This is a genomic window from Pseudomonas sp. EA_35y_Pfl2_R111, assembly GCF_963970955.1.
Lineage (GTDB): Bacteria > Pseudomonadota > Gammaproteobacteria > Pseudomonadales > Pseudomonadaceae > Aquipseudomonas.
In genome coordinates this window covers 1,177,369-1,201,403 of the sequence record NZ_CAXAOM010000001.1, presented here as the reverse complement: position 1 = coordinate 1,201,403, position 24,035 = coordinate 1,177,369, and the positions used below count along the sequence as shown (strand labels likewise).

The following is a 24,035-nucleotide window of genomic DNA, read 5'->3' as shown; positions in this document are numbered from 1 at the left end:
TTGGCGCGGCGTAAACCACCATGGCTCATATGTCGGGCGCCGTGCTGTTTGGCTAGATGGCATCGTGGCTTACGCCGCAATGTGCCACTAACCCAACCGACGGCAACTTTCGTTTACGCGCGCCGAGATAATCAGCATGTATATCAAACTCGCCAATCCCCGTGGCTTCTGTGCCGGTGTCGACCGCGCCATTGAAATCGTCAACCGCGCACTGGAAGTCTTTGGTCCGCCGATCTATGTGCGCCATGAAGTGGTGCACAACAAGTTTGTGGTCGAAGACCTGCGTTCACGTGGCGCGATCTTCGTCGAAGAGCTGGATCAGATTCCTGACGACGTTATCGTCATCTTCAGCGCTCATGGTGTATCCCAGGCGGTACGCAACGAAGCTGAGCGGCGTGGGCTGAAGATCTTTGATGCCACCTGCCCATTGGTGACCAAGGTGCATATGGAAGTGGTGCGCTACAGCCGCGAGGGGCGTGAGTGCATCTTGATCGGCCACGAAGGCCACCCCGAAGTTGAAGGCACCATGGGCCAGTACGACGCCAGCAACGGCGGCGCCATCTACCTAGTGGAGGACGAAACCGACGTCGCCGAGCTGCAGGTACGCAACCCAGAGGCGCTGGCTTTCGTCACCCAGACCACTCTTTCGATGGACGACACCAGCAAAGTCATCGACGCCCTGCGCGCCAAATTCCCCGCCATCGGCGGCCCGCGCAAAGACGACATCTGCTATGCCACCCAGAACCGCCAGGACGCGGTCAAGCAACTCGCCGCCGAATGCGATGTGCTACTGGTGGTCGGCAGCCCCAACAGCTCCAACTCCAACCGCCTACGCGAACTGGCCGAGCGCATGGGTACGCCTGCCTATCTGATTGATGGGGCAGAAGACCTCAAGCAGGAGTGGTTTGCGGGTGTGGCAGGTATTGGTATTACTGCGGGTGCATCGGCCCCGGAAGTGCTGGTGCAGGGCGTGATTCAGCAGCTGAGTGAGTGGGGTGCGGCTGGTGCGCAAGAACTGCTGGGGCGGCCGGAGAACGTGACGTTTTCTATGCCGAAGGAATTGCGGGTAAAGGCGCTCTAACGTACTGCTGAGTTGGCCGTCAATCATCACTCGGAAGAGGGCGTGCCCCAATATATACGGTGCCCATAGACAACACCGCGCTCTGTAAGAGCGCGGTGTTTTTACTTAGTAGATGTGGCGGCAGTTACCAGCCGCACTTCCCGGTCAGCGAGCCACCATGCGTGCTTGCTGCTGTCAGCGTCATGTTGCCACTGATACGGGCTCCTGAGGTGGTGGAGGCGGTCAGCGTGTAGTCCGTCGCGCTGACATTGCTGGCGGCTATGCCGAATACTTTGGTGCTGCTATTAAGAGCGGTATTGGCGTCGTACTTGCCTCCGTTCTCGGCCCTACGCCGTTCCATTTGTTGGGCGGCGCTATTTAGTAGCGCCTTACCGTCCTCGCACTGAGCCTTCTCCACATAACTGATGTAGCTGGGCAGCGCTATCGAGGCAAGGATCGCCAGGATAGCCACGGTGATGACCAGCTCAAGCAGGGTGAAGCCGTTTTGCTTATTCATCTATCTGCTCATTCGTCTTCTGGTTTATCGGTCCAGTACAGCCGGCTCTTGCTGGCCATGTCATAGCCTTTCGGCGGGCTTGGGCAGTTCGGACCGGTGCATTGTGGTGGGTTGGGTGGTGTTTCGGCCAGCTGTGACGGGTCGTTATAGGCCCAGCAGGTGTCGCCCTTGCAGTAGACCTGTGGGTTGGACGGTAGAGTGGCCCCCTTGAGCACGCTGAAACGTGTGTCACCTACAGCTGTGCCATCCAGAAGGTTCACTCGGTAGCCACGGGATACACCCAAGTTAGCGCGGCAGGCGCTTTGCGCGAGCACCGGCTGGTAGGTGTTGAAGTACAGTTCGCCGCCAATGACCATCGTGCTCGACAGTACCTTCTCACCATCGCGGGTCAGGTTGATATACCAGCCACTCTTATCCAGCAGTGCCTTTTGTTTGGCCTCGTCGCTTGCTGTTTCCACTTTCAGCAAGTCGGTAGCGTTGTACAGATCGCCTTCTACCAAGGTTGGGCCGAATTTGTTCAAGTCTTCGGTGCGGAAAGAGTAGAAGCGATCCTGAATCACTTTGTCCAGTGGGTGGCCACGGTAACCGGAGCCGATGCTTACACTCAGGTTGAGCTTGTTCTTAGCGTTGACCAGAGTAACTGCTGGTTCGCTGTAGAAACGTCGTGCGCTGGCTGCATCGGCTCCAGCCACACTAGCAAGCACCTTGCCCGAAGCCAAGCTGTTACCGCTGCCGCCATTATTGATAAGGAAGCGCCAGACCTGGCCTCCCATGTCGCCAACGAAGAGCTGTGTAGCCAGCCCATCCGAGTTGATTGTGGGTTGATTAGCTGCATTTACCTCCAGGCCGATAACGCTGACCTTGCTCGGTATGCTGTATTTCATGTCGACACCAGATGCGGACGCGGACCAGAGCAGTGCGCCGGTTTCTGCATTAACGATAAACAGGTCATTGCCTTGGCCGTCGGCGCGACGGACATTATCCGGTGGGAGCAGCTTGTCTTGGTTTGGGTCATAGCCACCGCCGAAAATCAGCACGTCGGTGATGCTGCTGCCGACCTTGATCTTGGTCTTGATCGGTGCTGACCACGTTTGACCCAGGCGAGTGAAGTTGCCGCTGCCGCCTTGGATGAGCCACTTGAGTTTGGGTGATGTGCGATTGGTGATGTCCAAGGCGTAGAGATTGCGTCCGCCACGGCCCATACTAGCGTAGGCGTAAACAAAGTCGCTGCCATCGATTACTCCATTTTTGCTCTTGTCCTCTGCCCATACGGTCACGCTGTTGTCCATGCCGTAGAGGTGGGAGCGATCCCCGATATTTTCGTTATCAGCTAGACGTCTGAGATTTGCCAGCAGTTCCTTGGGCATGAAGGCGAACTGCTCAACCCCCGTTTTGGTGTCGAACATCTGCACGAAGCCTTCGTTGGTGCCGATGATCGCGCTCTCTATTTCGTCGGTGCATTCACCTTGGGCATTCTTGGCGTTGCAGCCATAAGTCACCACGCTAGGGGTGGAGTGAATGGGGTCACCGATGGTTTGACGCAGATTATTGGTTCCTGTTTCAAAGCCACGGATGTAGTTGATCAGTTCGTCGCGTTCGGTGTTGTTCGTCGCGCCAATCTGGGCGGCGGTCAGAGTGGTATCAAGCTTGTTGAGAGTTGTATCGCCCGCGATATTGACCCACAGGTTGCGGCTAGCTGGAGCTGGTAGCTTACTGGCGGTTCCCCCTGCAGTGACGTTGCTGCCATCGTTGGCAGTGGACCACCAACTGCGGGCGCTTGTGCGAAACACCCCGGTATTGGCGTCGATAGCAGGCGCGCTGTCCTGGTCGAGGATCAATGGCAGGCCATTACTGATGCCCATGCGGTAGCGCTTAAGGTTTCCGGACCAGCGATCCGTGCTAGCTGGGCGGAACAAGGAGAAATACAACTGATCCTTGTGATCCTGACGGTTGAAGGAGTTTACCGGTGCGGTGGCGCTGACGAACGTGGTGTCGCTTGCCAATGCTTCTTGAATGATGGCGTTGAAAGCGTTGGCCAAGTCACTGGCGTCGTCGGCGGTATAGGCCTTGCCTCCGCCTGCTGTTGCTACATCGGCGAGGAACTTCTTGGCTCCGGTGCTAGCCTGCATGGCAAAGCCTACAGTGTGTGTTGTGACCAGATTTTTTTCATCCAGGCTGTTGGACTGGTCGGTTTCGTTCAGCCATTTGGCGATTTCCACACCGCATGTTTCGCCATCGGTTTGTTCGCCACTGTTACGACTTACGCAGCCGCCACCGGTCAGCGATTTTGCATTATTGATGATGGTAGTGCTGTTGCCGTTGGCCTGGCCGTCGCTCATTAGTACTAGGTAGTTGGCCTGGCAGCTGCTTTCTATAGGAGTGGACGGCCCTTTGTGCTTGCCCGGCAGGGCCGTGTAATAGCTGCCAGCTTGGTAAAGCAGGTTGACCAGCGGAGTACCGCTATTGGCCCTCATGTCGCTGACCACACCCTTGAGGTAGTCACGCACCTTGTAGGTGTTGTCGGTGAGGTCGCTGGCCTTGTCCAATGTAACCTGCAAACGAATGGCATCCGCTTTGCTGGTTTCAAAGGCCCGCAGGCTAAGGGCGGAGGAGGCGGAGGTCTGTTTGATCAGCACACTCAGGGCGTTGCCGTCTTCCCAGCCGCTGCGCGCCAGTACGTTCTGCAAGGCGGTTTTCAGCCCTGGAGCGTCGCAGTACACCGGGATGCCAGGCCCCTGGCTAGTTAGGGTACAACTGGTCTTGGCACTCGCGGTGCGTTGGCCAAGGTTGTCGTTGCTAGCGCTGAAGGCCGCCGAGTCGTCGGCGTTGTCGAAGTAGACGTCGGCGGTGACGGCGCTATTTTGGGCGCTGCTGGGGGTCACTATCAGACGCACGTCCTTGATGGTAGCCCCTTTCTTGAAAGGCACCTTCTGGAAACGTGCACCGATATAAACGTTGGTGTCGTCGAACGACACTGTGCTTTCGCTGACGCTTACGGTTTTGGTGTTCCATTTGTCGGTTCTGTACTGGCGGGCGTCGTCCTTGTCCTCAAGCAGGCTGAGATCGACGATGGGGGTCATGCATCCGGATTCGCCGCCCGTATAGCTGATGCTGAGCGTGGGTTTAAAGCCATCATTGCCGTCCAGGCTGACTGCAGTGCGGCTGCCAGTGCCACCGCTGGGCGTGAGGGTGAAGGCCATGGCGTTGTTGCCACACCAGCCTGCACGATTGACAACGGCCTGCACCTGAGTGGTGACATCTGCGCCGTTTGCGGTATGCACCGGCGGATTTTCCGTCCGCCAGGGAGCAGGTGTCCAGGGGGTGGCGGCAGTGGTTGCGCGGGCGGTGAAGTCTCCACCGCTGAAATCGCTGGCGTTGTCGCTGTTCTCTGCGGCGACGCTGAAGCTGACCGTGCGGTCGTCCGAACTGGCGGGAACGAAGTTCAGGGTGGCACCGGTGATGATGGCTCCTTGCGGCACGTTCACTGTCTGGAAGCGCAGGCCAGTGGTGCGAGGGGTATTTTCGCTGCCGGTATAGGTGATGGTCAGTAGCGGTGCGTTAGCTACGTCACCCACGGCGTAGTTGAAAGTGGTTCTGCTGGTTGCACGCAGGCGAATGGCCAAGTCGCCGATAGGATTGTGGGTTGGGCTAAGGTTCTGCTGCGCCTGCATCAGGTCAGTGATGTCGAGCTGGTGTACGCCAGCGATCACCGTACTGGGCTTGGAGCTGTTGGCGGTAAAGGTGCTGGCCAATACAGAGCTATGGTTAAAGGCTTCCGGAGTCTTGGAGTTGACCCGGCTAATGTTGAAAGTGGTGCTGGCCACATTGCTCGTTGGGGTGATTGCGAGAACGGCGCTGGTAATGCTCACTCCCTTGGGAATGTTCAGGTTGCGAAACAACAGCAGACCATCGCGGCCGGAGGTGCCAGAGCCAGAGTTCAGGGTGGTTATCTTGTCATCCGGACACTCGGTGGTGGCATCCATCTTCACTGAGCAAGTGTAGGTGTTGCCGCCGCTGGTACGTAGGTAATAGGTGCTGTTGTTGTTGGAGTAGACATTAGGTTCGCCCAGGCTGCGGATGATCGGGCTGCCGGGATCGTTGACATAGCCCATGACCAGAGCCTGGTCATTAATGTTGTTGCTACCATTGTAGCGGCTCGCATCGTCTGCGCTGGTCTTGATTTCCGGGCTGGAAACTCTGACGTTGATCGGGGCGTCTATGTCTTCAACCTTTTGCAGCAGGCGCGGCACGCTGGCATCGCTTGGTGTACCGGCAGAGTTGTTCAACACCATCAGGCCGACGTTGACGCCGCTGGTGGTGTTGAGCAGGTTGGTCATGGTGTCCTTGAGGACCTTCATCCGATTGCTGTTGTTATTGCATGTGCTGTTGCTATTGAGACACCAGCCCATGGAGCCGGAGTCGTCGAGGATGAACAGTACGTTGGGCTGAATGCCATTATCCGGTTTGGTGCCGAAGAAAATTTCGGTGTCGTCTGCGGTGCTAATGGCGCTATGCAAGAGCAGTGTGCCGGCCAGGCCGAAGGCGCAGGTGCGGCGCAGGAACTGGAATGGATTCATTGTGTAGGCCCTATTGGCTCGACGGTGGAAAGTGCTTGGTGTGTTCACAGGATTTCTCCTCGGCGCTGCCCGCCCTGGCGGTGGCTGGTGGTTACCGAGCATGTTCCGCCGTCGCAGACGCTACCGCCTTCGACGTTCAGGTCGAAGCAGTCCATTTGGGGAGAGCCTGGGGTCAGGCCGGAGCCGGGGCAGGGTACGTCCCAGCGGGATTTGCTCCCGGCGACATTGAATTGGGTTGTACCAATGGTGCCGGTACTGGGGAGGACGGCCTGTTTGTTCAGGTAGGCGCCGACCCAGCTGGATATACCGGCTTCCGCCGCTTGAAAGGCCATATTGCGCTGCTCGCTGTTGGAGGAAATACGCAGTTGCAGGGTGGCCTGGTTGGAGGCAGTGATCGCGATCAGGGTCAGCATCAGTAGAAGGATCAGGCTGACCAGCAATACCATGCCTTGTTGTTTGTTTGTGTTCATGGGTCAGTCCCGGGCAATGAGTCGGTTCTTGAATTCATAGGTGGAGCTGAAATCACGTGCAGTAAAATTGGCCTGAAGACTTTTCACCTTGACGGCAATCAGTACTGCATTGGCCGTTTCGGGGGTGCTGTTGGCGGGCAGCAACGTGAATGTGCCGTCTACATCGTCGAGCAATGTCTGTGCCGTGCCGCCGTTCTTCGCCTGGGTCAGGCCGTTGCTGGCGAAGGTGTAAGTAACACTTTGTATGTCATCGGGGTCGCATGTTGGGGAGAAGCTCAGGGTCAGACTTTTCAGTGTGCTGGTGAGCGTAACGGCGTCCGTAAGAGGCTCTTTTGTCCAGTTGTCCGATGTGCAACTCTGGAGGCCAGCGAGGCGGGCATCGGCGCCGATAATTTCCATGGCCAGGCGGCCGTTTTCCTGTACGCGGGTCAGCTCCGAATTGCTGCGTCCGGACATGAAAGCGCTGTTGAACAGATCGGTGACGCCTAGGATAAGGATCGAGCTGATGACTACGGCTACCATTACTTCAATTAAGGAAAGGCCAGTCTGTTTATGCATGTTCATAGAGTAGTCACCACTTCAACATACTGCGTCTGGTTTTCCTGACCTGCACTGTTGTCCTGCCACTGGATTTTTACGGTGACGGTAGCGATGCCGAAGTCCTTGAACTGCGTCCCTGTCTGGAATGAAACTTTGGTGTTTGCTGCGTCCACACTAGGTAGGCTGGATTTGAGGGTCGCGCACCAAGCAGCGATGTCGTAGCTGGCTCGGCTCGCTCCGCCAGCTGGAACCGCCCCGCTTGGTGCGCTGCAGTTGGGTAGGCTAGCCAGTGCGTAGGTGCCTGTGTTGCCTGCTGTCTCATTGCTGCTGGGATCGGTGACGAACAGCACCTTGTAATTCTTGCCTGTGTCCTCGGGATCTACCACGTTGGAGCGCATGCGTTCGACGAAGTCATAGGCCAGCAGGGTTGCCTGACTGCGCGAATAGGCACTTTCGGTGGATTTTTGGCTGTGTGCCATCAGGCTGGCCATGCCGAGCAGGCCGACGGCAAGTATGACCATGGCGACCATGACCTCGATCAGGGTGAAGCCGCGGTGGCGTGAGCGATGCGTTTTGTGCATTGTCATGTCCCTGTCAGTTGATCTTGGCGTGGCCGATGATGTTGATCGAGATGGTCTTGCCGCCTGTCACGCTGATGCTGCTGGCGGTAGTGGTGCCATCGTTCTTGAACGTGATGGCATTGCCGCTGATGGTTACGTCAGGGGCCGCGGGAATACTGCGCAGCAGAGTGGTGTCGTCGAGCACCACGCCGCCGGTGCTCCAGTCGGTGCCGCTGCAAGTGCTGCCGTCGGCGCTGGCGCACACTTTCACCTTGTTGCTGCGGCGGATGACCGCTTCGCTTCGGGCGAACTGCAGTGCTCCGAGCAAGTTGTTGGTTGCAGAGGTCTTGCGACTCGCATCAACGCTGCTCTGGTAATTGGGGATGGCAACAGCAGCAATAATGGCAATGATGACAACGACGACCATGGCTTCTATCAAGGTGAAGCCTTGGTTTCGCGCCCGCTGCAAGTATTTCGCCCGGTGGATGGACATGGGGTATGGCTCGTGGATTGGGATGGTTTGAATCTTAGGGCGGGTGCTTTCCAGTTACCACCGGAGGCGGATGAGCGTAGCAAAAACGCGATAAGCGACTTAGTTGCAGGCGGCCATTGCTGTTGGCGCCTGGTGGCGAATGCGTCCGACCAGGTTGATGATAATCTGCCGTTTTGGTTGTCCGGCCTTGCACAGCGTTAGAGTGCCATTCGCTGCGCGTGAGGTTCCATCGGCCTCGAAGGTTACGTGAGAGAGTTTGCGGAAGCTCGCCCAGTACCAGTTGTAGCCGTCAGACAGGGTTTCTTCGCGCAGCATGAACTCATCTGGTTCGCGCCTGCCATTGGCATTGATATCATGGAAAATAATCAGGCGTTGTGCCCAGGCAGGTGAGCCGTCGCAGTCGGCTTGTCCGGCGCAGAGACTGGTGTTCATGCGACTGAAGACAGCGGCGCTACGGGTATAGCCAAGCGCGCCGATCATCTGGTTCAGGGTCTGAGTTTTGCGTTGGTTCTCGAGCAACTGTTCTAGGGCGGGAATGGCAATGCTGGCTGTGATGGCGAGAATCGTTAAAGCAATCAACAGTTCTACCAGGCCATAGCCGCATGTTTTTTTCATCACTTCGGGCATCCTTGCTGAAGTTAAGGCATCGGAATTATAGGATGGTTTCTCAATATGCAAGCCAAATTTGCGCTCAATGCCGTGGTAGTTGGGGGGGGGGCGCTTGGCCTGCTCAGCGCGCTGGCTCTGGCCGGTTCAGGCGTGCACGTGGTCCTGCTGGAGCGTCAAGTAGCCGGTCGCGAGTCGTCCTGGGCCGGTGGCGGTATCGTTTCGCCGCTTTATCCTTGGCGTTATAGCCCCGCGGTGACCGCGTTAGCGCATTGGTCGCAGGATTTTTATCCGCGGCTGGGTGAGCAGTTGTTGGCGCAGACGCAGATTGACCCGGAAGTGTATGCCACAGGCTTGTATTGGCTGGATCTTGATGACGAGGCTGATGCGCTTGCCTGGGCGCAGCGTGAGGGTCGGCCGTTGCAGCGTGTGGATGTTGCGGCGGTAGAGCGGGCGGTACCGGCCTTGGCCGAGGGCTTTGGACGAGCGTTGCAGATGGCGGATGTGGCGAATGTGCGCAATCCGCGTTTGGTCAAGGCGCTACGTGCGGCATTGCAGCAGATGCCTAATGTGACCTTGCATGAGCATTGTGCTGTCAGCGGTTTTATTCGTGAGGGTGGGCGCGTCACAGGTGTGCATACGGCCCGCGGAGACATACACGCAGATCAGGTAGTGCTCGCAGCGGGGGCCTGGAGCGGTGAGTTGATGAAAACCCTCGGCATCAAGTTGCCGGTGGTGCCGGTCAAGGGGCAGATGATTCTATACAAGTGCGCCGAAGACTTTTTGCCTGCCATCGTGTTGGCCAAAGGGCGTTATGCGATTCCGCGACGTGATGGACATGTTCTGATAGGCAGCACGCTTGAACATGCCGGTTTCGACAAGACGCCGACCGACGAGGCGCTGTCCAGCTTAAAAGCTTCCGCTATCGAGTTGTTGCCGGCGCTGGCGTATGCAGAGGTCGTGGGGCATTGGGCAGGGCTGCGCCCCGGCTCACCTGAGGGCATTCCGTTTATTGGGCCGGTGCCGGGGCATGATGGGCTGTGGCTGAACTGCGGGCATTACCGCAATGGACTGGTGCTGGCGCCGGCATCATGCCAGTTGCTGGCGGACCTGATGCTCGGGCGTGAGCCGATCGTGGATCCTGCGCCCTATGCGCCGGCTAGGCGGTTGCGTGCGGTTGTTTGAGTCGACTGGTTGTGAGAAGAGTTTCGCGGTGACAGCTCTTCCCGTAAGTGCTGTGTTGTGACGAGAGTTAGTCGATACCAAGCTTCTTTAACCGATAGCGCATGGAGCGAAAGCTCAGACCCAGACGCTGCGCGGCAGCCGTGCGGTTCCAGCGGGTTTCTTCCAGGGCCTGCATGATCAGTTTGCGCTCGATGGCTTCGAGGTAGTCTTCCAGATTGTCGATCTGCGCGAGGTTGGCTTCGCCGTTCTCGCTGATCGGTACACTGTCGGCCAGGCGCAGGTCGCTGGTGGTGATGCGGTCGTCTTCGCACAGGGTGTAGGCGCGTTCGAGCATGTTTTCCAGTTCGCGCACGTTGCCCGGGAAACGGTAGCTCTTGAGTTTTTCCAGTGCGTCTTCATCCAGCTTGGCCGGACTGAGGCCGGTGCCGTCGGCCAGGCGCTTGAGCATGATGTCGGCCAGTAGGGCGATGTCTTCGCGGCGCTCGCGTAGAGCGGGCACGCGTAGTTCAATTACGTTAAGGCGGTAATACAGGTCCTGACGAAAGCGCCCGGCAGCGACTTCTCCGGCCAGGTCCTTGTGGGTGGCGCAGAGGATACGTACATCGACGATCAATTCTTGCTGGCCGCCCACGGCGCGTACGGCTTTTTCCTGAATTGCGCGCAGCAGTTTGACCTGCATCGGCAATGGCAGATCGGCTACTTCATCGAGGAACAGGGTGCCGCCATTGGCCGCTTGGAATAGCCCTTGTTTATCCTCGATGGCGCCAGTGAAGCTGCCTTTCTTGTGACCGAAGAACTCGCTTTCCATCAGTTCAGTGGGGATGGCGCCGCAGTTGACCGGGATAAAGGGTTGTTCGCCGCGTGAGCCCTGCTCGTGGATCAGGCGGGCGACCAGCTCCTTGCCGCTGCCAGATTCGCCGCTGATGTACACCGGTGCCTGGCTGCGCGCCAGCTTGAGAATCTGTTTGCGCATCGCCTTCATCGGCGGTGAATCGCCGAGCAGGCGGCTGTCCACCGGCAGCTCTTCACCATCGGCGCTGCGCAGGCGCAAGGCGGCGGCAACTAGTTCGCGCAGGCGGCCGAGGTCCACCGGTTTGGTCAGAAAGTCGAACGCGCCGGCTTTCAAAGCGTTGATCGCGGTATCCAGGCTGCCGTAGGCGGTGATCATCGCCACCGGCACTTGTGGGTGACGCAGCAAAATATGTTGTACCAGCTCCAGTCCGGTTCCGTCAGGCAGGCGCATATCGGTCAGGCATAGGTCGAAGGGTTCCTTCGCTAGCCACTCGCGGGCTTCCTTGACGTTACGCGCGCTGCGGGTGTCGAGCTTCATGCGCCCCAAGGTGATTTCCAGGAGTTCACGAATATCGGGTTCGTCATCGACGATCAGGGCTCTCTGGCGGGTCATGGTCAGCTCAGTTTGCGCGGGTGGGCGAAGGTGATACGCAGGCAGCTACCGCCACCTTCACGAAGTTTATAGTCGAGGCGGGCCTGATTGCTTTCGCACAATTCACGGGAAATATACAGACCCAGGCCGGTGCCCTTGTTTTCCGTGGTGTAGAAGGGCTCGAACAGGTGATGCAGCTGTTCTTCGGCAACGCCGGGACCGTCGTCCAATACCTCGAGTACCGGTAGCTCGCTTTCCGGATCGCGGAATAGCTTCAGCCAGACTTGTCCGTGTTTATTCTTCTGTGCGCTGTAGCGCAGGCCGTTTTCCACTAGGTTGCTTAGCACCTGGGTGAGCTGGTGCGGATCCATGCGGGTTTGAATACTGCCGCTGCTGGTTTCCAGGTGCAGGGTCTGGCCGGGGCCGGCGCTGCTGCGAAACTCGCTGGCAAAGCGGTGCAACCAGTATTTCAGGTCGAGCAGTTGTGGTTCCGCCTGGCGGCGTCGCGACAGTTGCAGCACGTTCTCTATCACCAGGTTCATCCGCCGCGAGTGGTCCTGAATGATCTGCGCCAGGCGTAGGTCCGGACCTTCCAGCTCTTCCGACTCCTGCAGCAGTTGTGCGGCGTGGCTGATTGCCCCCAGTGGATTGCGAATCTCGTGGGCGATACCGGCCGTCAGGCGGCCCAGCGAGGCGAGCTTGAGCTGTTGCGCCTGCTGAGCGATCTGCGAGATGTCATCAAGAAAGATCAGCGTGTGTTTTTGCTCGCCGCGCTGCAGGGCAATAAAGCTCGGCTGCAACACGCGCCCATCGGGCGCCGCTTGTAGGCTGGAAGGTCGCAGGCTGGGGTTGTGTGACCATTGCTGCATGCGCTTGATCAGTTCGGGGCAATGTGGGTCAAGAATCTTGCCCGTCAGGTCGACATGACCAAGCAAGTGGTTGGCCCCCTGGTTGGCCAGTAGTACGCGGTGTAATTCATCCAGCACCAGAATGCCGGTGCGCATGCGCTGGAGGATCAGTGCGTTGAGTGCTTCCAGGTTGGCCACGTCGGCAGCGCGCTGCTCGGCCAGGTTTTCGCTGACCTGCAGGCGACGCGTCAGCCCCTGTACAAACAGTGCTGCGGCAAAGCACAGCGCGCCAAGTGCGCCGGCTTGAACGTACTGCGCTGCAGCAGCGGGCCGACTAAGACTGAGGTAGAAGGTCAGGTAGATCATGCCCGTTGCGGCGACTGCGGCAATCAGCAGGCCGATACGCCCGCGCAAGAGGATGTTGGCGATTGCTACAGCGACAATCAGCAGGTTGCCAATGCCGCTAGGTGTGCCGCCGGCGGCATAGAAAAGGCCGGAGAGCAGAATCACATCGACCAGAGCCAGGCTGAATATCTGTGCTAGGCGCTTGGGGCGGCGCACGGTAGCGATGACAAGGACGTTGAGTGCCAGATACAGCCAGCTGCCATTGCGAAACAGCGTCGGGTGCATCATGTCGAGCAGCTGGGCGTCGAGGTCGCTGGAAATCAGCAGTGCCAGGGTGATGCCGATAACCAGGCGGTAAAGGTGATAGAGCCGCAGGATTCGCCAGCTTTGCTCCCCGCTCAGGGAGAAATCAGCGCTCACCGGATTGTGGGCCTTGTTCTAAATGCGCCTGGCTGCAGAACCACTGTTCACCCTTCGCCAGCGCATGATCGCGCGGTACATGGGTGCCGCAATGCTCGCAGCGCACCATGGGGGCTGCCGTGGTGTCGCGGTCTTCGCTGCGAGGCGCAGCAGGCCTGGTGAAGCGTCGCCACAGCCAAAACGCGGCCGCAATTATGGCAATCCAGAACAGTAAGCGGAACAAGCCCATGGCGCTCTCTTTCTATCGGTAAGCGGGCAGTTTAGCTAACCCGTCTGTGCGCGCCCAGCGCTGAAACAGTGTGCGGGCCGTTGTTTTCCGCTGCTTCGAGCGATAAGCAGGGTTTTGTGGTTGGTCGCTAGGGTGCGGCCAGACCTGGCATCGCCACTTGGCCAATAAAAAGGGAGGCCTCTGGCCTCCCTTTCTCAGTGCTTTGCCGGCTTAGTCGAAAAGACCAAAGGTCAGGTAGCTGAACCAGGAACGGCTCGGCTGTTCTTTACCGGAGTCGGTCTTGAGTTCGTCCGGAATCTGCTCCTCAGCATCTTCGTACTGACGAATCACGTCTTGGCTGGCGCGGGTTTCGCCCGGTGGTAGCGGCGTATCGGTTTCGATCAGGCCCAGGGTGGCCTTGGCCAGCCAGGAGCGGCTATCAGCTTCTTCTTCGCGTGGGACGAATTGGTCGTCGACCAGGCTTGGGTGATCCGGGTAGTTGAGCTTGAGGGTTTCCAGGCTGGTGGCAGCCAAGTCATCCAGAGTCAGGCGCTGATAGGCTTCGGTCATTACCGCCAGGCCGTCACCGACTGCTGGGGTTTCCTGAAAGTTTTCCACCACATAGCGGCCACGGTTGGCGGCAGCCACGTAGGCGTTGCGGGTCAGGTAGTAGTGCGCCACGTGAATTTCGTAAGCGGCCAGCAGGTTGCGCAGGTAGATCATGCGTTGCTTGGCATCCGGCGCGTAGCGGCTGGTGGGGAAGCGGCTGGTGAGTTGAGCGAACTCGTTATACGAGTCGCGGGCGGCACCTGGGTCGCGCTTGGTCATGTCCAGCGGGACAAAGCGGGCAATCAGGCCGCGGTCCTGGTCGAACGAGGCGAGACCTTTGAGGTAGTAGGCGTAATCAACATTGGCGTGCTGCGGGTGCAGGCGGATAAAACGGTCCGCTGCGGATTTGGCAGCTTCCGGCTCCACATTCTTGTAGTAGGCGTAGATCAGCTCCAGCTGGGCTTGTTCGGCATAGCGGCCGAATGGATAGCGCGATTCCAATGCCTTGAGCTTGGCCACCGCTGCGGTGTAGCTACTATTGTCCAGGTCGGCTTGTGCCTGCTGGTAGAGCTCGGCCTCGCTGAGGTTTTCGTCGACCACCTGTTTCGATGAGCAGGCGGCAGTGAGGGCGAGGATTGCGATCAGCAGCAGGTGTTTCACTTGCATGGCGGCTTGCGTCCCTGTGACGGCGGCTGTCTTGAGCAAAGCCGTCCTGTTATGATGAGCGCCCCCGGTACCCCTGGGGCAAAGACGCCGTATTTAACCACAAGCGTGTAGCCGAAACCAAAGGCTAGACCCCCTCTGTTGCCGAGCATGTCCTCTATTAATAAGCAGATTATTGAACTGAACGCCGAGGTGCCCTATGAAATGGGCGGTCAACGCCTCGATCAAATCGCCGCACTCCTGTTCGCCGAGCACTCGCGTTCGCGTCTGTCTGCCTGGATCAAAGAGGGTCTGCTGACCGTCGATGGTGAGGTGTTGCGTCCGCGCGACATCGTCCATGGTGGTGCGCTGCTGGCGCTGAAGGCCGAGCAGGAAGCCCAAGGCGAATGGGTTGCCCAGGATATCGCGCTGAATATCGTCTACGAAGACGAACAGATCCTGGTCATCGACAAACCCGCCGGTCTGGTTGTGCACCCGGCTGCCGGGCATGCCGATGGCACCTTGCTCAACGCCTTGCTGCACCACGTGCCGGACATTATCAATGTGCCGCGTGCCGGTATCGTCCATCGCCTGGACAAGGACACCACTGGCCTGATGGTGGTGGCCAAGACCATCGAAGCGCAGACCCGTCTGGTCGATCAGTTGCAGAAGCGCTCGGTCAGCCGCATCTACGAATGCATCGTGATCGGTGTGATTACCTCCGGCGGCAAGATCAACGCACCGATCGGTCGCAGCTCCTCGCAGCGCCAGCGCATGGCAGTGAGCGATGGCGGCAAGCCTGCGGTCAGCCACTACCGGGTGCTGGAGCGCTATCGCTCGCATACCCATGCGCGGGTCAAGCTGGAAACCGGCCGGACCCACCAAATCCGCGTACATATGAGCCATATCGGCTATCCGCTGGTAGGTGATCCGGTTTACGGCGGGCGTTTCCGCATTCCGCCAGCGGCAAACCCGAGCATGGTGCAGACCCTCAAAGAGTTCCCGCGCCAAGCGCTGCATGCGCGTTTCCTAGAGCTGGACCACCCGATTACCGGTGAGCGGATGAAATGGCAGTCGCCATTGCCGGACGACTTTGTCTGGCTGCTGACGCTGCTGCGTCAGGATCGTGAAGCTTTTATCGGCTGATAACGGTCTCTGGCTAACACAAGTGAGTAACAGGGAGCAGGGTGACAGGATGCACGACTGGCTAACGCCGCAATGGCCCGCACCGGCAAGAGTAAAAACTAGCGTTACTACTCGTTCAGGCGGCGTGAGCCTTGCACCGTTCGACAGTTGCAATCTCGGCGAGCACGTTGGCGACGACCCAAAGGCAGTGCTGAAAAACCGTCAGCGGTTGGTCAGCCTGCTCGGCTGCAAGCCCGCCTGGTTGCAACAGGTGCATGGTGTCGCGGTGGTTGAGGCCGATCCTGCCTTAGTACTTGAAGCTGACGCCAGTTGGGCGAGTAATCCAGGTATCGCCTGTACGGTGATGACCGCGGACTGCCTGCCCGCATTGTTCTGTGACCGTGCCGGCACCCGTGTTGCGGCGGCGCATGCTGGCTGGCGCGGGCTTGCAGCTGGGGTGCTTGAAAACACCCTGGATCAATTGGCGGTGCCGGCTGATCAGGTGCTGGTCTGGCTGGGCCCGGCAATTGGGCCGCACGCATTTGAAGTGGGCGCGGAAGTGCGTGAGGCCTTTGTCGCCCAGCATGTGCAGGCCGCAGCGGCATTCCAACCTGGCGTCAATGCGGGCAAATTTATGGCTGATATCTACCAGCTGGCGCGTATTCGCCTGGCCGCCTGTGGCGTTGATGCGGTGTACGGCGGCGATTTTTGCACGTTCAATGATCCACGTTTCTTCTCCTACCGCCGTTCGGCGCAAACCGGGCGCTTTGCCAGCATGATCTGGTTAGGCAACTGATCCTCACGTGCCGCGCCTGCGGCAAATGATCCAGGTCAACGCCGCTCGGCTTGAAACCCGCACAATCGTCCTCATCTACTCTTCATCTCGTAGGCTTTCTGTTTGGGTGCGATTCAGTGCGCCGGCCTGCCACCACCACGAGGGTTGATTGTTTATGCGTATTGATCGTTTAACCAGCAAGTTGCAACTCGCGCTATCCGATGCGCAGTCCCTGGCCGTTGGTCTGGACCATGCGGCGATTGAGCCGCTGCACCTGATGCAGGCCTTGCTCGAGCAGCAGGGCGGCTCGATCAAGCCGCTGCTGATGCAGGTCGGTTTTGATGTCAACAGCCTGCGCCTGGCTCTGGGCAAGGAACTCGATCAGCTGGGCAAAATCCAGAATCCGTCCGGCGACGTCAACCTGTCGCAGGATCTGGCGCGCCTACTCAATCAGGCCGATCGCCTGTCACAGCAGAAGGGTGATCAATTTATCTCCAGCGAGCTGGTGCTGCTGGCTGCGATGGATGACAGCACCAAGTTGGGCAAGCTGTTGCTCGGTCAGGGCGTCAGCCGCAAGGCGCTGGAAAACGCCGTGACCAACCTGCGCGGCGGCGATGCGGTAAATGATCCGAACGTCGAGGAAAACCGCCAGGCGTTGGATAAGTACACCGTCGACCTGACCAAGCGTGCCGAGGAAGGCAAGCTCGATCCGGTGATCGGCCGTGATGACGAAATTCGCCGCACCATCCAGGTGTTGCAGCGCCGCACCAAGAACAACCCGGTGCTGATCGGCGAGCCGGGCGTGGGCAAGACGGCGATTGCCGAAGGCCTGGCCCAGCGCATCGTTAACGGCGAAGTGCCGGATGGCTTGAAGGACAAGCGCCTGCTGTCGCTGGATATGGGCTCCTTGATTGCTGGCGCCAAGTTCCGCGGCGAGTTCGAGGAGCGCCTGAAGGCGGTGCTTAATGAGCTGAGCAAGCAGGAAGGGCGGATCATTCTGTTTATCGACGAGCTGCACACCATGGTTGGCGCCGGCAAGGGCGAAGGCTCGATGGACGCCGGCAATATGCTCAAGCCCTCCTTGGCGCGCGGTGAGCTGCATTGCGTCGGCGCGACCACGCTCAACGAGTACCGCCAGTACATCGAAAAAGACGCGGCGCTAGAGCGGCGTTTCCAGAAAGTGCTGGTCGATGAGCCGAGCGAAGAGGACACCATCGCCATCCTGCGTGGCCTCAAAGAACGTTACGAGGTGCACCACAAGGTGGCCATCACAGACGGCGCGATTATCGCCGCGGCCAAGTTGTCGCACCGCTATATCACCGACCGTCAGCTGCCGGACAAGGCCATCGACCTGATCGACGAAGCGGCCAGCCGCATTCGTATGGAAATCGACTCCAAGCCTGAAGTGCTGGACCGCCTTGAGCGGCGTCTGATTCAGCTCAAGGTTGAAGCTCAGGCGTTAAAGAAAGAAGACGACGAAGCAGCGATCAAGCGCTTGGCCAAACTCAACGAGGATATCGCTCGCCTGGAGCGCGAATACGCCGATCTGGAAGATATCTGGAAATCGGAAAAGGCCGAGGTACAAGGTTCGGCGCAGATTCAACAGAAGATCGAGCAGGCCCGTCAGGAGCTAGAGGCGGCGCGGCGCAAGGGCGATCTCAATCGTATGGCCGAATTGCAGTACGGGATTATTCCCGATCTGGAACGCAGTCTGCAGATGGTCGATCAGCACGGTAAGAGCGAGAACCAGCTGCTGCGCAGCAAGGTCACCGAGGAAGAAATCGCCGAAGTGGTATCGAAGTGGACCGGTATTCCGGTGAGCAAGATGCTCGAGGGCGAGCGCGACAAATTGTTGAAGATGGAAGGCCTGCTGCATCAACGGGTCATCGGTCAGAACGAAGCTGTAGTCGCCGTGGCTAACGCCGTGCGGCGCTCTCGTGCTGGGCTGTCCGATCCCAACCGGCCGAGCGGTTCGTTCCTTTTCCTCGGCCCGACCGGGGTCGGTAAAACCGAACTGTGCAAGGCGCTGGCCGAGTTCCTCTTCGATACCGAAGAGGCGTTGGTGCGTATCGATATGTCCGAGTTTATGGAGAAGCATTCCGTAGCGCGGCTGATTGGTGCGCCGCCGGGCTATGTCGGTTACGAGGAGGGTGGCTATCTGACCGAGGCCGTACGCCGTAAACCCTATTCGGTGATCCTGCTGGATGAGGTGGAGAAGGCCCACCCGGATGTGTTCAACGTGCTGTTGCAGGTGCTGGAAGATGGGCGTCTGACCGACAGTCATGGCCGCACCGTGGACTTCAAGAACACCGTGATCGTGATGACCTCCAACCTCGGCTCCACGCAGATTCAGGAGCTGGTCGGTGATCGCGAGGCGCAGCGCGCGGCGGTGATGGATGCGGTGGGCACGCACTTCCGTCCGGAATTTATCAACCGGATCGACGAGGTGGTGATCTTCGAGCCGCTGGCTCGCGATCAGATTGCGGGTATTGCGCAGATCCAACTGGGCCGCTTGCGTCAGCGCCTGGCTGAGCGTGAGCTGAGTCTTGAGTTGTCCGATGAGGCCTTGGACAAGCTGATTGCCGTGGGTTACGACCCGGTCTACGGCGCTCGCCCGCTCAAGCGCGCGGTGCAGCGCTGGATCGAAAACCCCTTGGCGCAGCTGATTCTGGCCGGCAAGTTTGCCCCTGGCACTAGCGTGACTGGCAGGGTTGATGGCGATGAGATCGTATTCGGCTAAGCGCTGTCGGTAGCATTAAGGCTGCCGAATAAAAACACCCCGGTTCAGTTTGCGCTGACCGGGGTATTTTTATGAAGCTGGATTACAGGTGCTTGAGCAGGATCTCCAGTGCGGCCGCCTGGTCTTCGGCCAGATCAATGATGTGAAAGCCGGCCCAGCAGTGCTGGCCGTCGGCGCCAGGGCGGCTCCACAGGCAATCGGCCCCCAGGGTTATTTCGCATACGCCTTCAATAACCTGTTCGCTGACCAGGCGGCACTCCACCAGCTCGTCGGCGGTCAGCGGCGTGTCGCTGAACAGCATAAAGCCATCGGCGGACAGATCGACCACGCGGCCCAGGCGCTGACCGGTGTGTAAGTCGAAGACTTCCAGCTGCACGTCGGCGTTATGCCGGTTGTGCAGGCGACGTTCGTCATCCATAGGAGTTCCTTATTCTTGGGGCTCAGCCGTGCGTCCGGTGAAACGCTGGAGCACGCGGTAAATGGCGGTAAGGGCACGGTCCACCAACGGTGCGCCTCGTTCGGGGGTGACGATGCGCGCCAGCCCTTGTTCCATTTCAGTGGCCAGCTGAGTGAGTGGCTTGATTGCCACACGCTGGCCGCTCTGGTCGACAAACATATAGTTGCGAGTTGTTGGGCTGAACCAGGACAGCTTGAGTGTGCGCACCTGCTGGCCATTGACGAACTCGAACCAGGTACCGAACTCAATATGCCCCAGCTCTTTGGCCAGCGCCTGGGCGCGTGCCGAGAGTGTCGATTCGCGCGGTGCCAGGGTTGCCAGTGCGGCGTCTTCGCCGAGCATGGCTGCCAGTGGGCTCTCTGGCAGTGTTGGTTTGAGCTGGGCGGCCACCTGTGGCTGTTTGGCCTGTACAGCGTGTTGGCAGGCCACCAGGTCTTGCAGCAGGCGGCGGATGCCGTCCTCGTGGTAACCCCCAAGCAACTCCAGGCCTTTGCGTAGGTCCTCGAGTAGCGGCACGCGCAGTTTTTGTAGGCGTTCACGGCCTGCTTCATCGAGCAGCGTTCCGCTCCAGGCCAGCTGCTCAGCCGCTTCACAGGCGCGTTGCCATTCCGGGCTCTGTTCGCCATTGCGCAGCAGCACGAATACCAGTACATCGGCCCAGGTCAGCTCGAGGAAGTTGCGGATGATCGTTGGTGGCTGACGACTATTCAGGCTGTTGGATATCACCTCGACCGCATGCTGGCGTGCGCCGAGTAGTTTGTCGCGACCTTTGGCGGCTTCCACTGCGCGGCGTTCGCGCAGTTCGACCTTGTGCCTGAGGGTGGCAACGAATTCGTTGAACTCCTCCAGCAGGCTTTCAAACAGCTGCAGGTCGCCGAAGAAATCATGGATAACCCGCTCGACCACCCATTGCATCTTGGCTAGCAGGCCGCGCTCATCGCCTTCGCCGCCATACAGCACGCCAGCCTGGGCCATGGTGTTGAGTAGGCGGCGGGCCGGGTGGTGGTGTTGGGTGAACAGCGCTTTGTCCAGCAGCGCCACTTTCAGGTAGGGCGTATGTAAGTGGGACAGAGTGGTCTTGCAGCTGTCCGGTAGATTGTCGTCATCCAGGATAAAGTCGAACAGCATGCCGACCAGGTCGATCACGTCGGCTTCCTGATCGGAAACCTTCTGCTGGCCAGGCAGCTCGCTGTGGGCTTCCAGCTGTTGCTGTAGATCCGCTTTCAGGCCTTCTACCTGCTGCGGGCGATGCAGGCGTTGTGACAGGTCGTTGGCCGATTGTTGCTGCATGCGGTTGAGCGCATCCAGCAAGGCGGAGGCGCTGTAGGTGCTGGTCGCCTCGCGCGGAGTGAAGCTGGCAATGCTGCGAGTGCCGCCAAGGAGCGGCGCGTCAATGTCGCGCTGGCGGTGTTCGCCCAGCAAGGTTGCCAGGCTACCGAGTAATTCCTGCGGATCGCTCGGCGGTGGGCCGCTCAAGTCTGTGCTGCCGGCGCTGTAGGGTTGTCCTGCCGGTTGCATAACTGCTGTAGTGCCCTGCTTTTTGCTGCTGCTGGCGTTGCTCTCGGTCGTTTGTTCGGCCGGTGCGGAGGGCGTCGACTTGGGGCGTTCGGGCGGGTTGTTGCGTTGTGCGGTGTACTTCAGATTAGGCAGTACGCCAGCATCAATCAGGCGCTGATTCAACGCGGCATAGATGCTGTCCAGGCTCTGCATGACGTGGGTGTCAAACAACGTATAAAGGATGACTTTTATACGCAGCGGAAACGGGCAGGGCGTCAGGGCATCGCGAAAGGCTTGGGCAATCATCTGCGGGCCGAAGGGATTGATGTCCTCGCCGAGCTTCTGACCGTTATTCAGCAACGCCAGGCGTTGCTCCAGAGCAAACAGCGGTTGCGCGCAGCGTGCCTTGACCCGGCTGACCATGTTGGTGACTTGCAGGCTTTCTTCATAATCCTCGTTCTGCACCAGGGCCATGTGTTCCGCGTCCAGTTCACTGGCGCTGGGCGGCGGCTTGAGCTTGCCATCGAGGAAATCGGAGAAGTTCTGCGCGATCTGCTGGTGGTAGCTGCGCTCTATCTGTGGGCGCTGCCTGCGGATCTCGCGCATGTTGTCGAAAAACAGGGTCTGTACCTGATTGTTCTCGGCCTTTTCGGCGCACTCAAACAACGTGTCGTCGACTTGGGCGAAGACTCCGGTCAGGTGTTCGGCCAGACGGTTCATCACCAGTTTTCGACAGCTTTGCACCAGGTCACCGAAGCGCGGCTGGATACCTCGGCTCGCAAGGGTGTGCGTTGAGCCGGGTGAATTTGGCGGTATGCCCTGGTTACTCATGGACTTTCCTGGCTGGAGCCTTGCGGCTGATGCGTCCTGCAATGAATACAGGCATAGGGAAGATATAGCAGCCGCTCACTCAGCTGCAAATCATTGTACTAAAAGCAATTTAAGGGGTTGACAGGCGCGCGCGGAAACGTAAAATGGCGCGCCTCAGACACGGGAAACGATTTAACAACCGGTTCCAGTTTATGAGAAAGGAAGCAAGTAGTTCCGCGATAGCTCAGTCGGTAGAGCAAATGACTGTTAATCATTGGGTCCCAGGTTCGAGTCCTGGTCGCGGAGCCAATCTTTCATCGGGGTATAGCGCAGTCCGGTAGCGCGCCTGCTTTGGGAGCAGGATGTCGGGAGTTCGAATCCCCCTACCCCGACCATTTTTGGGTCGTTAGCTCAGTTGGTAGAGCAGTTGGCTTTTAACCAATTGGTCGTAGGTTCGAATCCCACACGACCCACCATTTCAAGCATGCTTGAATGATAAAAAACCCGCCTAGTGCGGGTTTTTTATTGCCTGCTAGTTACGGCGGTAACCTTTCTGGCGCGCAAATAAATGTAGGAGCGGCCCATGGCCGCGAGCATAGCTTCGCGGGCATGGCCCGTTCCTACGGGCTTTGCAGATATATCTCAGTGCAGCTTAAGGCGCGGTTCGGTGCTGCGGCCGATGCGGTCGCCGAGCATCATCAGCAGCGTGCGGGTTACGCCATACAACGCGATCTGGTGCATCCGGTAAAGCGACACGTAAAACATCCTGGCCAGCCAGCCTTCGAGCATAACGCTGCCGGTCAGGTTGCCCATCAGGTTGCCCACCGCCGAGAAGGTCGACAGTGATATCAGTGAGCCGTAGTCGCGGTAGCGGTATTCCGGCAGGGCTTTGCCCTCAATGCGCAGCTTCAGCGATTTGGCCAGTAGCGATGCTTGTTGGTGCGCCGCTTGTGCGCGTGGCGGTACGTTGCGTCCTTCGCTGCCAGGTTGTGGGCAGGCGGCGCAGTCGCCGAAGGCAAAAATGTTGTCGTCCAGGGTGGTCTGCAGCGTCAGGCGAACTTGCAGCTGGTTGATGCGATTGCTTTCCAGACCGTCCAGCTCTTTAAGGAAATCAGGTGCGCGAATTCCTGCCGCCCAGACTTTCAAGGTGGCGGGGATAACTTGGCCCTGCGCAGTATGCAGCGCCTCGCGAGTCACCTGGCTGACGGCGGCGCCCGTGAGTACGGTAACACCGAGCTTTTCCAGGGTTTTGTGTACGGGCTGGCTAATGCGCTCCGGCAGGGCCGGCAAGACCCGTGGGCCGGCTTCGATCAGGGTGATGCGCATGTTTTCTGGGCTGATCCGGTCCAGGCCGTAGGCCGCCAGTTCGCGTGCGGCGTGATGCAGTTCGGCCGCCAGTTCAACGCCCGTGGCGCCTGCGCCGACGATGGCGATGTTGATCAGCTCGGTGGTCGCGCTTTGGCTGGCGTGGGCGCGTAGGTAATGGCTGAGCAGTTGGCGATGGAAGCGCTCGGCCTGTTCGCGAGTGTCGAGAAACAAGCAGTGTTCGGCGGCGCCGGCGGTGCCGAAGTCATTGGTGGTGCTGCCCACGGCGATGACCAGGCTGTCATAACTCAGCTCGCGCGCAGGCATCAGCACCTGGCCGTGGTCGTCCAGGGTGGCCGCCAGGCTGATGCGTTTTTCTGCGCGGTTGAGATCGCACATCCGGCCCAGCTGGAACTCGAAGTGATTCCACTTGGCCTGCGCCACGTAGTTCAGTTCGTCGCCGGAGGAGTTCAGCGAGCCAGCGGCCACTTCATGCAGCAGCGGCTTCCAGATGTGCGTCAGGTTGGCGTCGACCAGGGTGATCCTGGCCTGGCCGCGTTTACCCAGGGTTCTACCCAGGCGGGTGGCAAGCTCCAGTCCGCCGGCGCCGCCGCCGACAATTACGATTTGATGAGTCATCAGACACGCTCACAAGGCTTTTAAGAAAAAGTGGCGAGTCGCTGTGGGCGAGCGCTAAGCAGCTCATAGCACCAGTCGACTCAGAAGACGGCTCAGCACGCCCAGGCCAATCGTGACCATCACGATGATCAGCAGCAGTCGCCAGACCTTGAACGGCTGACGCTCGACCTGATGTTGCGGAGCGCTAAGGTATTGCTCGACACGTTTTTGATCATCAGGGTTCAGGCGACTGGACATGCGTGCCTCGAATTAAGGGGCCGGTTGGCAATTGATGGGATCGATT

The 24,035-nt window shown here is 59.0% G+C and carries 20 protein-coding genes and 3 tRNA genes; 8 read left to right on the top strand and 15 right to left on the bottom strand.

Features of this window, described 5'->3' with window-relative positions; translation table 11 throughout:
• Nucleotides 1–136 precede the first annotated feature (136 nt).
• On the top strand, nt 137–1,081 hold the full coding sequence (gene ispH, locus AACY25_RS05835) for a 4-hydroxy-3-methylbut-2-enyl diphosphate reductase (protein ID WP_339523080.1): 945 nt from the start codon (nt 137–139) through the stop codon (nt 1,079–1,081).
• A 124-nt stretch (nt 1,082–1,205) separates the two neighbouring features.
• Here the strand turns inward: ispH and AACY25_RS05830 are convergent, their stop codons facing one another.
• The 7 genes from AACY25_RS05830 to AACY25_RS05800 form a co-directional block, all read right to left on the bottom strand.
• The gene (locus AACY25_RS05830; protein WP_339523078.1) at nt 1,206–1,577 is read right to left on the bottom strand and encodes a type IV pilin protein; all 372 of its coding nucleotides are present in this window, start codon (nt 1,575–1,577) and stop codon (nt 1,206–1,208) included.
• An 8-nt stretch (nt 1,578–1,585) separates the two neighbouring features.
• Nucleotides 1,586–6,154, bottom strand: coding sequence for a pilus assembly protein PilY (locus AACY25_RS05825; protein WP_339523076.1), 4,569 nt, complete (start codon nt 6,152–6,154; stop codon nt 1,586–1,588).
• Nucleotides 6,155–6,198: 44 nt separating this feature from the next.
• Nucleotides 6,199–6,624 carry a PilX N-terminal domain-containing pilus assembly protein gene (locus AACY25_RS05820; protein ID WP_339523074.1) on the bottom strand — a complete coding sequence of 142 codons (426 nt, stop codon included), beginning with the start codon at nt 6,622–6,624 and terminating at the stop codon, nt 6,199–6,201.
• A gap of 3 nt (nt 6,625–6,627) precedes the next feature.
• On the bottom strand, nt 6,628–7,188 hold the full coding sequence (locus AACY25_RS05815; RefSeq protein ID WP_339523072.1) for a PilW family protein: 561 nt from the start codon (nt 7,186–7,188) through the stop codon (nt 6,628–6,630).
• Nucleotides 7,185–7,745 (bottom strand): type IV pilus modification protein PilV, encoded by a 561-nt coding sequence (pilV, locus tag AACY25_RS05810; RefSeq protein WP_339523070.1) that lies wholly within the window; start codon nt 7,743–7,745, stop codon nt 7,185–7,187. The genes AACY25_RS05815 and pilV overlap by 4 nt, the downstream gene beginning before the upstream one ends.
• 13 nt (nt 7,746–7,758) lie before the next feature.
• Nucleotides 7,759–8,217, bottom strand: a complete 459-nt coding sequence (locus tag AACY25_RS05805) for a GspH/FimT family pseudopilin (protein ID WP_339523068.1) — start codon at nt 8,215–8,217, stop codon at nt 7,759–7,761.
• A gap of 99 nt (nt 8,218–8,316) precedes the next feature.
• The gene (locus tag AACY25_RS05800; protein ID WP_339523067.1) at nt 8,317–8,844 is read right to left on the bottom strand and encodes a GspH/FimT family pseudopilin; all 528 of its coding nucleotides are present in this window, start codon (nt 8,842–8,844) and stop codon (nt 8,317–8,319) included.
• A gap of 45 nt (nt 8,845–8,889) precedes the next feature.
• On the opposite strand from AACY25_RS05800, the gene thiO reads away from it, so the two are divergent.
• Entirely contained in the window at nt 8,890–10,008 is a 1,119-nt protein-coding gene (gene thiO, locus AACY25_RS05795) for a glycine oxidase ThiO (protein ID WP_339523066.1), read from the top strand.
• A gap of 67 nt (nt 10,009–10,075) precedes the next feature.
• On the opposite strand, the gene AACY25_RS05790 is transcribed toward thiO, so the two are convergent.
• The 4 genes from AACY25_RS05790 to AACY25_RS05775 form a co-directional block, all read right to left on the bottom strand.
• Entirely contained in the window at nt 10,076–11,413 is a 1,338-nt protein-coding gene (locus AACY25_RS05790; RefSeq protein ID WP_339523064.1) for a sigma-54-dependent transcriptional regulator, read from the bottom strand.
• Between the two features lie 2 nt (nt 11,414–11,415).
• A complete protein-coding gene (locus AACY25_RS05785) occupies nt 11,416–13,005 on the bottom strand; it encodes a sensor histidine kinase (protein WP_339523063.1) in 1,590 nt (529 codons plus the stop codon).
• Complete coding sequence (locus AACY25_RS05780; protein WP_339523061.1) at nt 12,995–13,234, bottom strand: PP0621 family protein; 240 nt, start codon at nt 13,232–13,234, stop codon at nt 12,995–12,997. The genes AACY25_RS05785 and AACY25_RS05780 overlap by 11 nt, the downstream gene beginning before the upstream one ends.
• Nucleotides 13,235–13,444: 210 nt before the next feature.
• The gene (locus tag AACY25_RS05775; RefSeq protein WP_339523060.1) at nt 13,445–14,428 is read right to left on the bottom strand and encodes an outer membrane protein assembly factor BamD; all 984 of its coding nucleotides are present in this window, start codon (nt 14,426–14,428) and stop codon (nt 13,445–13,447) included.
• A 147-nt stretch (nt 14,429–14,575) separates the two neighbouring features.
• On the opposite strand from AACY25_RS05775, the gene rluD reads away from it, so the two are divergent.
• The 3 genes from rluD to clpB all read left to right on the top strand — a co-directional run bounded on the left by rluD (nt 14,576) and on the right by clpB (nt 19,044).
• Entirely contained in the window at nt 14,576–15,550 is a 975-nt protein-coding gene (rluD, locus tag AACY25_RS05770) for a 23S rRNA pseudouridine(1911/1915/1917) synthase RluD (RefSeq protein WP_339523059.1), read from the top strand.
• A gap of 49 nt (nt 15,551–15,599) precedes the next feature.
• Complete coding sequence (gene pgeF / locus AACY25_RS05765; RefSeq protein ID WP_339523058.1) at nt 15,600–16,325, top strand: peptidoglycan editing factor PgeF; 726 nt, start codon at nt 15,600–15,602, stop codon at nt 16,323–16,325.
• 154 nt (nt 16,326–16,479) lie between these two features.
• On the top strand, nt 16,480–19,044 hold the full coding sequence (gene clpB / locus AACY25_RS05760) for an ATP-dependent chaperone ClpB (protein WP_339523057.1): 2,565 nt from the start codon (nt 16,480–16,482) through the stop codon (nt 19,042–19,044).
• 82 nt (nt 19,045–19,126) lie between these two features.
• On the opposite strand, the gene AACY25_RS05755 is transcribed toward clpB, so the two are convergent.
• Nucleotides 19,127–19,462 (bottom strand): PilZ domain-containing protein, encoded by a 336-nt coding sequence (locus AACY25_RS05755; protein WP_339523056.1) that lies wholly within the window; start codon nt 19,460–19,462, stop codon nt 19,127–19,129.
• Between the two features lie 9 nt (nt 19,463–19,471).
• Nucleotides 19,472–21,829: a DUF1631 domain-containing protein gene (locus AACY25_RS05750; protein WP_339523054.1), complete on the bottom strand. Its 2,358-nt coding sequence runs from the start codon at nt 21,827–21,829 to the stop codon at nt 19,472–19,474.
• A gap of 212 nt (nt 21,830–22,041) precedes the next feature.
• Between AACY25_RS05750 and AACY25_RS05745 the strand changes: the two genes are divergently transcribed.
• From AACY25_RS05745 to AACY25_RS05735, 3 genes are all read left to right on the top strand, one after another.
• A tRNA-Asn gene (locus tag AACY25_RS05745) sits at nt 22,042–22,117 on the top strand.
• Between the two features lie 9 nt (nt 22,118–22,126).
• Nucleotides 22,127–22,203, top strand: a tRNA-Pro gene (locus tag AACY25_RS05740).
• A gap of 5 nt (nt 22,204–22,208) precedes the next feature.
• Nucleotides 22,209–22,284 (top strand) — tRNA-Lys (locus tag AACY25_RS05735).
• A gap of 166 nt (nt 22,285–22,450) precedes the next feature.
• On the opposite strand, the gene AACY25_RS05730 is transcribed toward AACY25_RS05735, so the two are convergent.
• Nucleotides 22,451–23,752: an NAD(P)/FAD-dependent oxidoreductase gene (locus tag AACY25_RS05730; protein WP_339523053.1), complete on the bottom strand. Its 1,302-nt coding sequence runs from the start codon at nt 23,750–23,752 to the stop codon at nt 22,451–22,453.
• 63 nt (nt 23,753–23,815) lie between these two features.
• Complete coding sequence (locus AACY25_RS05725) at nt 23,816–23,989, bottom strand: DUF3094 family protein (protein ID WP_160085534.1); 174 nt, start codon at nt 23,987–23,989, stop codon at nt 23,816–23,818.
• Between the last annotated feature and the right edge of the window lie 46 nt (nt 23,990–24,035).

Coding starts and splice junctions, on each gene's coding strand:
- pgeF (WP_339523058.1), top strand. CDS start 15,600: ATGCACGACTGGCTAACGCCGCAATGGCCCGCACCGGCAAGAGTAAAA.
- AACY25_RS05825 (WP_339523076.1), bottom strand. CDS start 6,154: ATGAATCCATTCCAGTTCCTGCGCCGCACCTGCGCCTTCGGCCTGGCC.
- AACY25_RS05730 (WP_339523053.1), bottom strand. CDS start 23,752: ATGACTCATCAAATCGTAATTGTCGGCGGCGGCGCCGGCGGACTGGAG.
- AACY25_RS05800 (WP_339523067.1), bottom strand. CDS start 8,844: ATGCCCGAAGTGATGAAAAAAACATGCGGCTATGGCCTGGTAGAACTG.
- rluD (WP_339523059.1), top strand. CDS start 14,576: ATGTCCTCTATTAATAAGCAGATTATTGAACTGAACGCCGAGGTGCCC.
- AACY25_RS05805 (WP_339523068.1), bottom strand. CDS start 8,217: ATGTCCATCCACCGGGCGAAATACTTGCAGCGGGCGCGAAACCAAGGC.
- thiO (WP_339523066.1), top strand. CDS start 8,890: ATGCAAGCCAAATTTGCGCTCAATGCCGTGGTAGTTGGGGGGGGGGCG.
- AACY25_RS05830 (WP_339523078.1), bottom strand. CDS start 1,577: ATGAATAAGCAAAACGGCTTCACCCTGCTTGAGCTGGTCATCACCGTG.
- ispH (WP_339523080.1), top strand. CDS start 137: ATGTATATCAAACTCGCCAATCCCCGTGGCTTCTGTGCCGGTGTCGAC.
- AACY25_RS05815 (WP_339523072.1), bottom strand. CDS start 7,188: ATGAACATGCATAAACAGACTGGCCTTTCCTTAATTGAAGTAATGGTA.
- clpB (WP_339523057.1), top strand. CDS start 16,480: ATGCGTATTGATCGTTTAACCAGCAAGTTGCAACTCGCGCTATCCGAT.
- AACY25_RS05750 (WP_339523054.1), bottom strand. CDS start 21,829: ATGAGTAACCAGGGCATACCGCCAAATTCACCCGGCTCAACGCACACC.
- AACY25_RS05755 (WP_339523056.1), bottom strand. CDS start 19,462: ATGGATGACGAACGTCGCCTGCACAACCGGCATAACGCCGACGTGCAG.
- AACY25_RS05820 (WP_339523074.1), bottom strand. CDS start 6,624: ATGAACACAAACAAACAACAAGGCATGGTATTGCTGGTCAGCCTGATC.
- AACY25_RS05780 (WP_339523061.1), bottom strand. CDS start 13,234: ATGGGCTTGTTCCGCTTACTGTTCTGGATTGCCATAATTGCGGCCGCG.
- AACY25_RS05725 (WP_160085534.1), bottom strand. CDS start 23,989: ATGTCCAGTCGCCTGAACCCTGATGATCAAAAACGTGTCGAGCAATAC.
- pilV (WP_339523070.1), bottom strand. CDS start 7,745: ATGCACAAAACGCATCGCTCACGCCACCGCGGCTTCACCCTGATCGAG.
- AACY25_RS05775 (WP_339523060.1), bottom strand. CDS start 14,428: ATGCAAGTGAAACACCTGCTGCTGATCGCAATCCTCGCCCTCACTGCC.
- AACY25_RS05790 (WP_339523064.1), bottom strand. CDS start 11,413: ATGACCCGCCAGAGAGCCCTGATCGTCGATGACGAACCCGATATTCGT.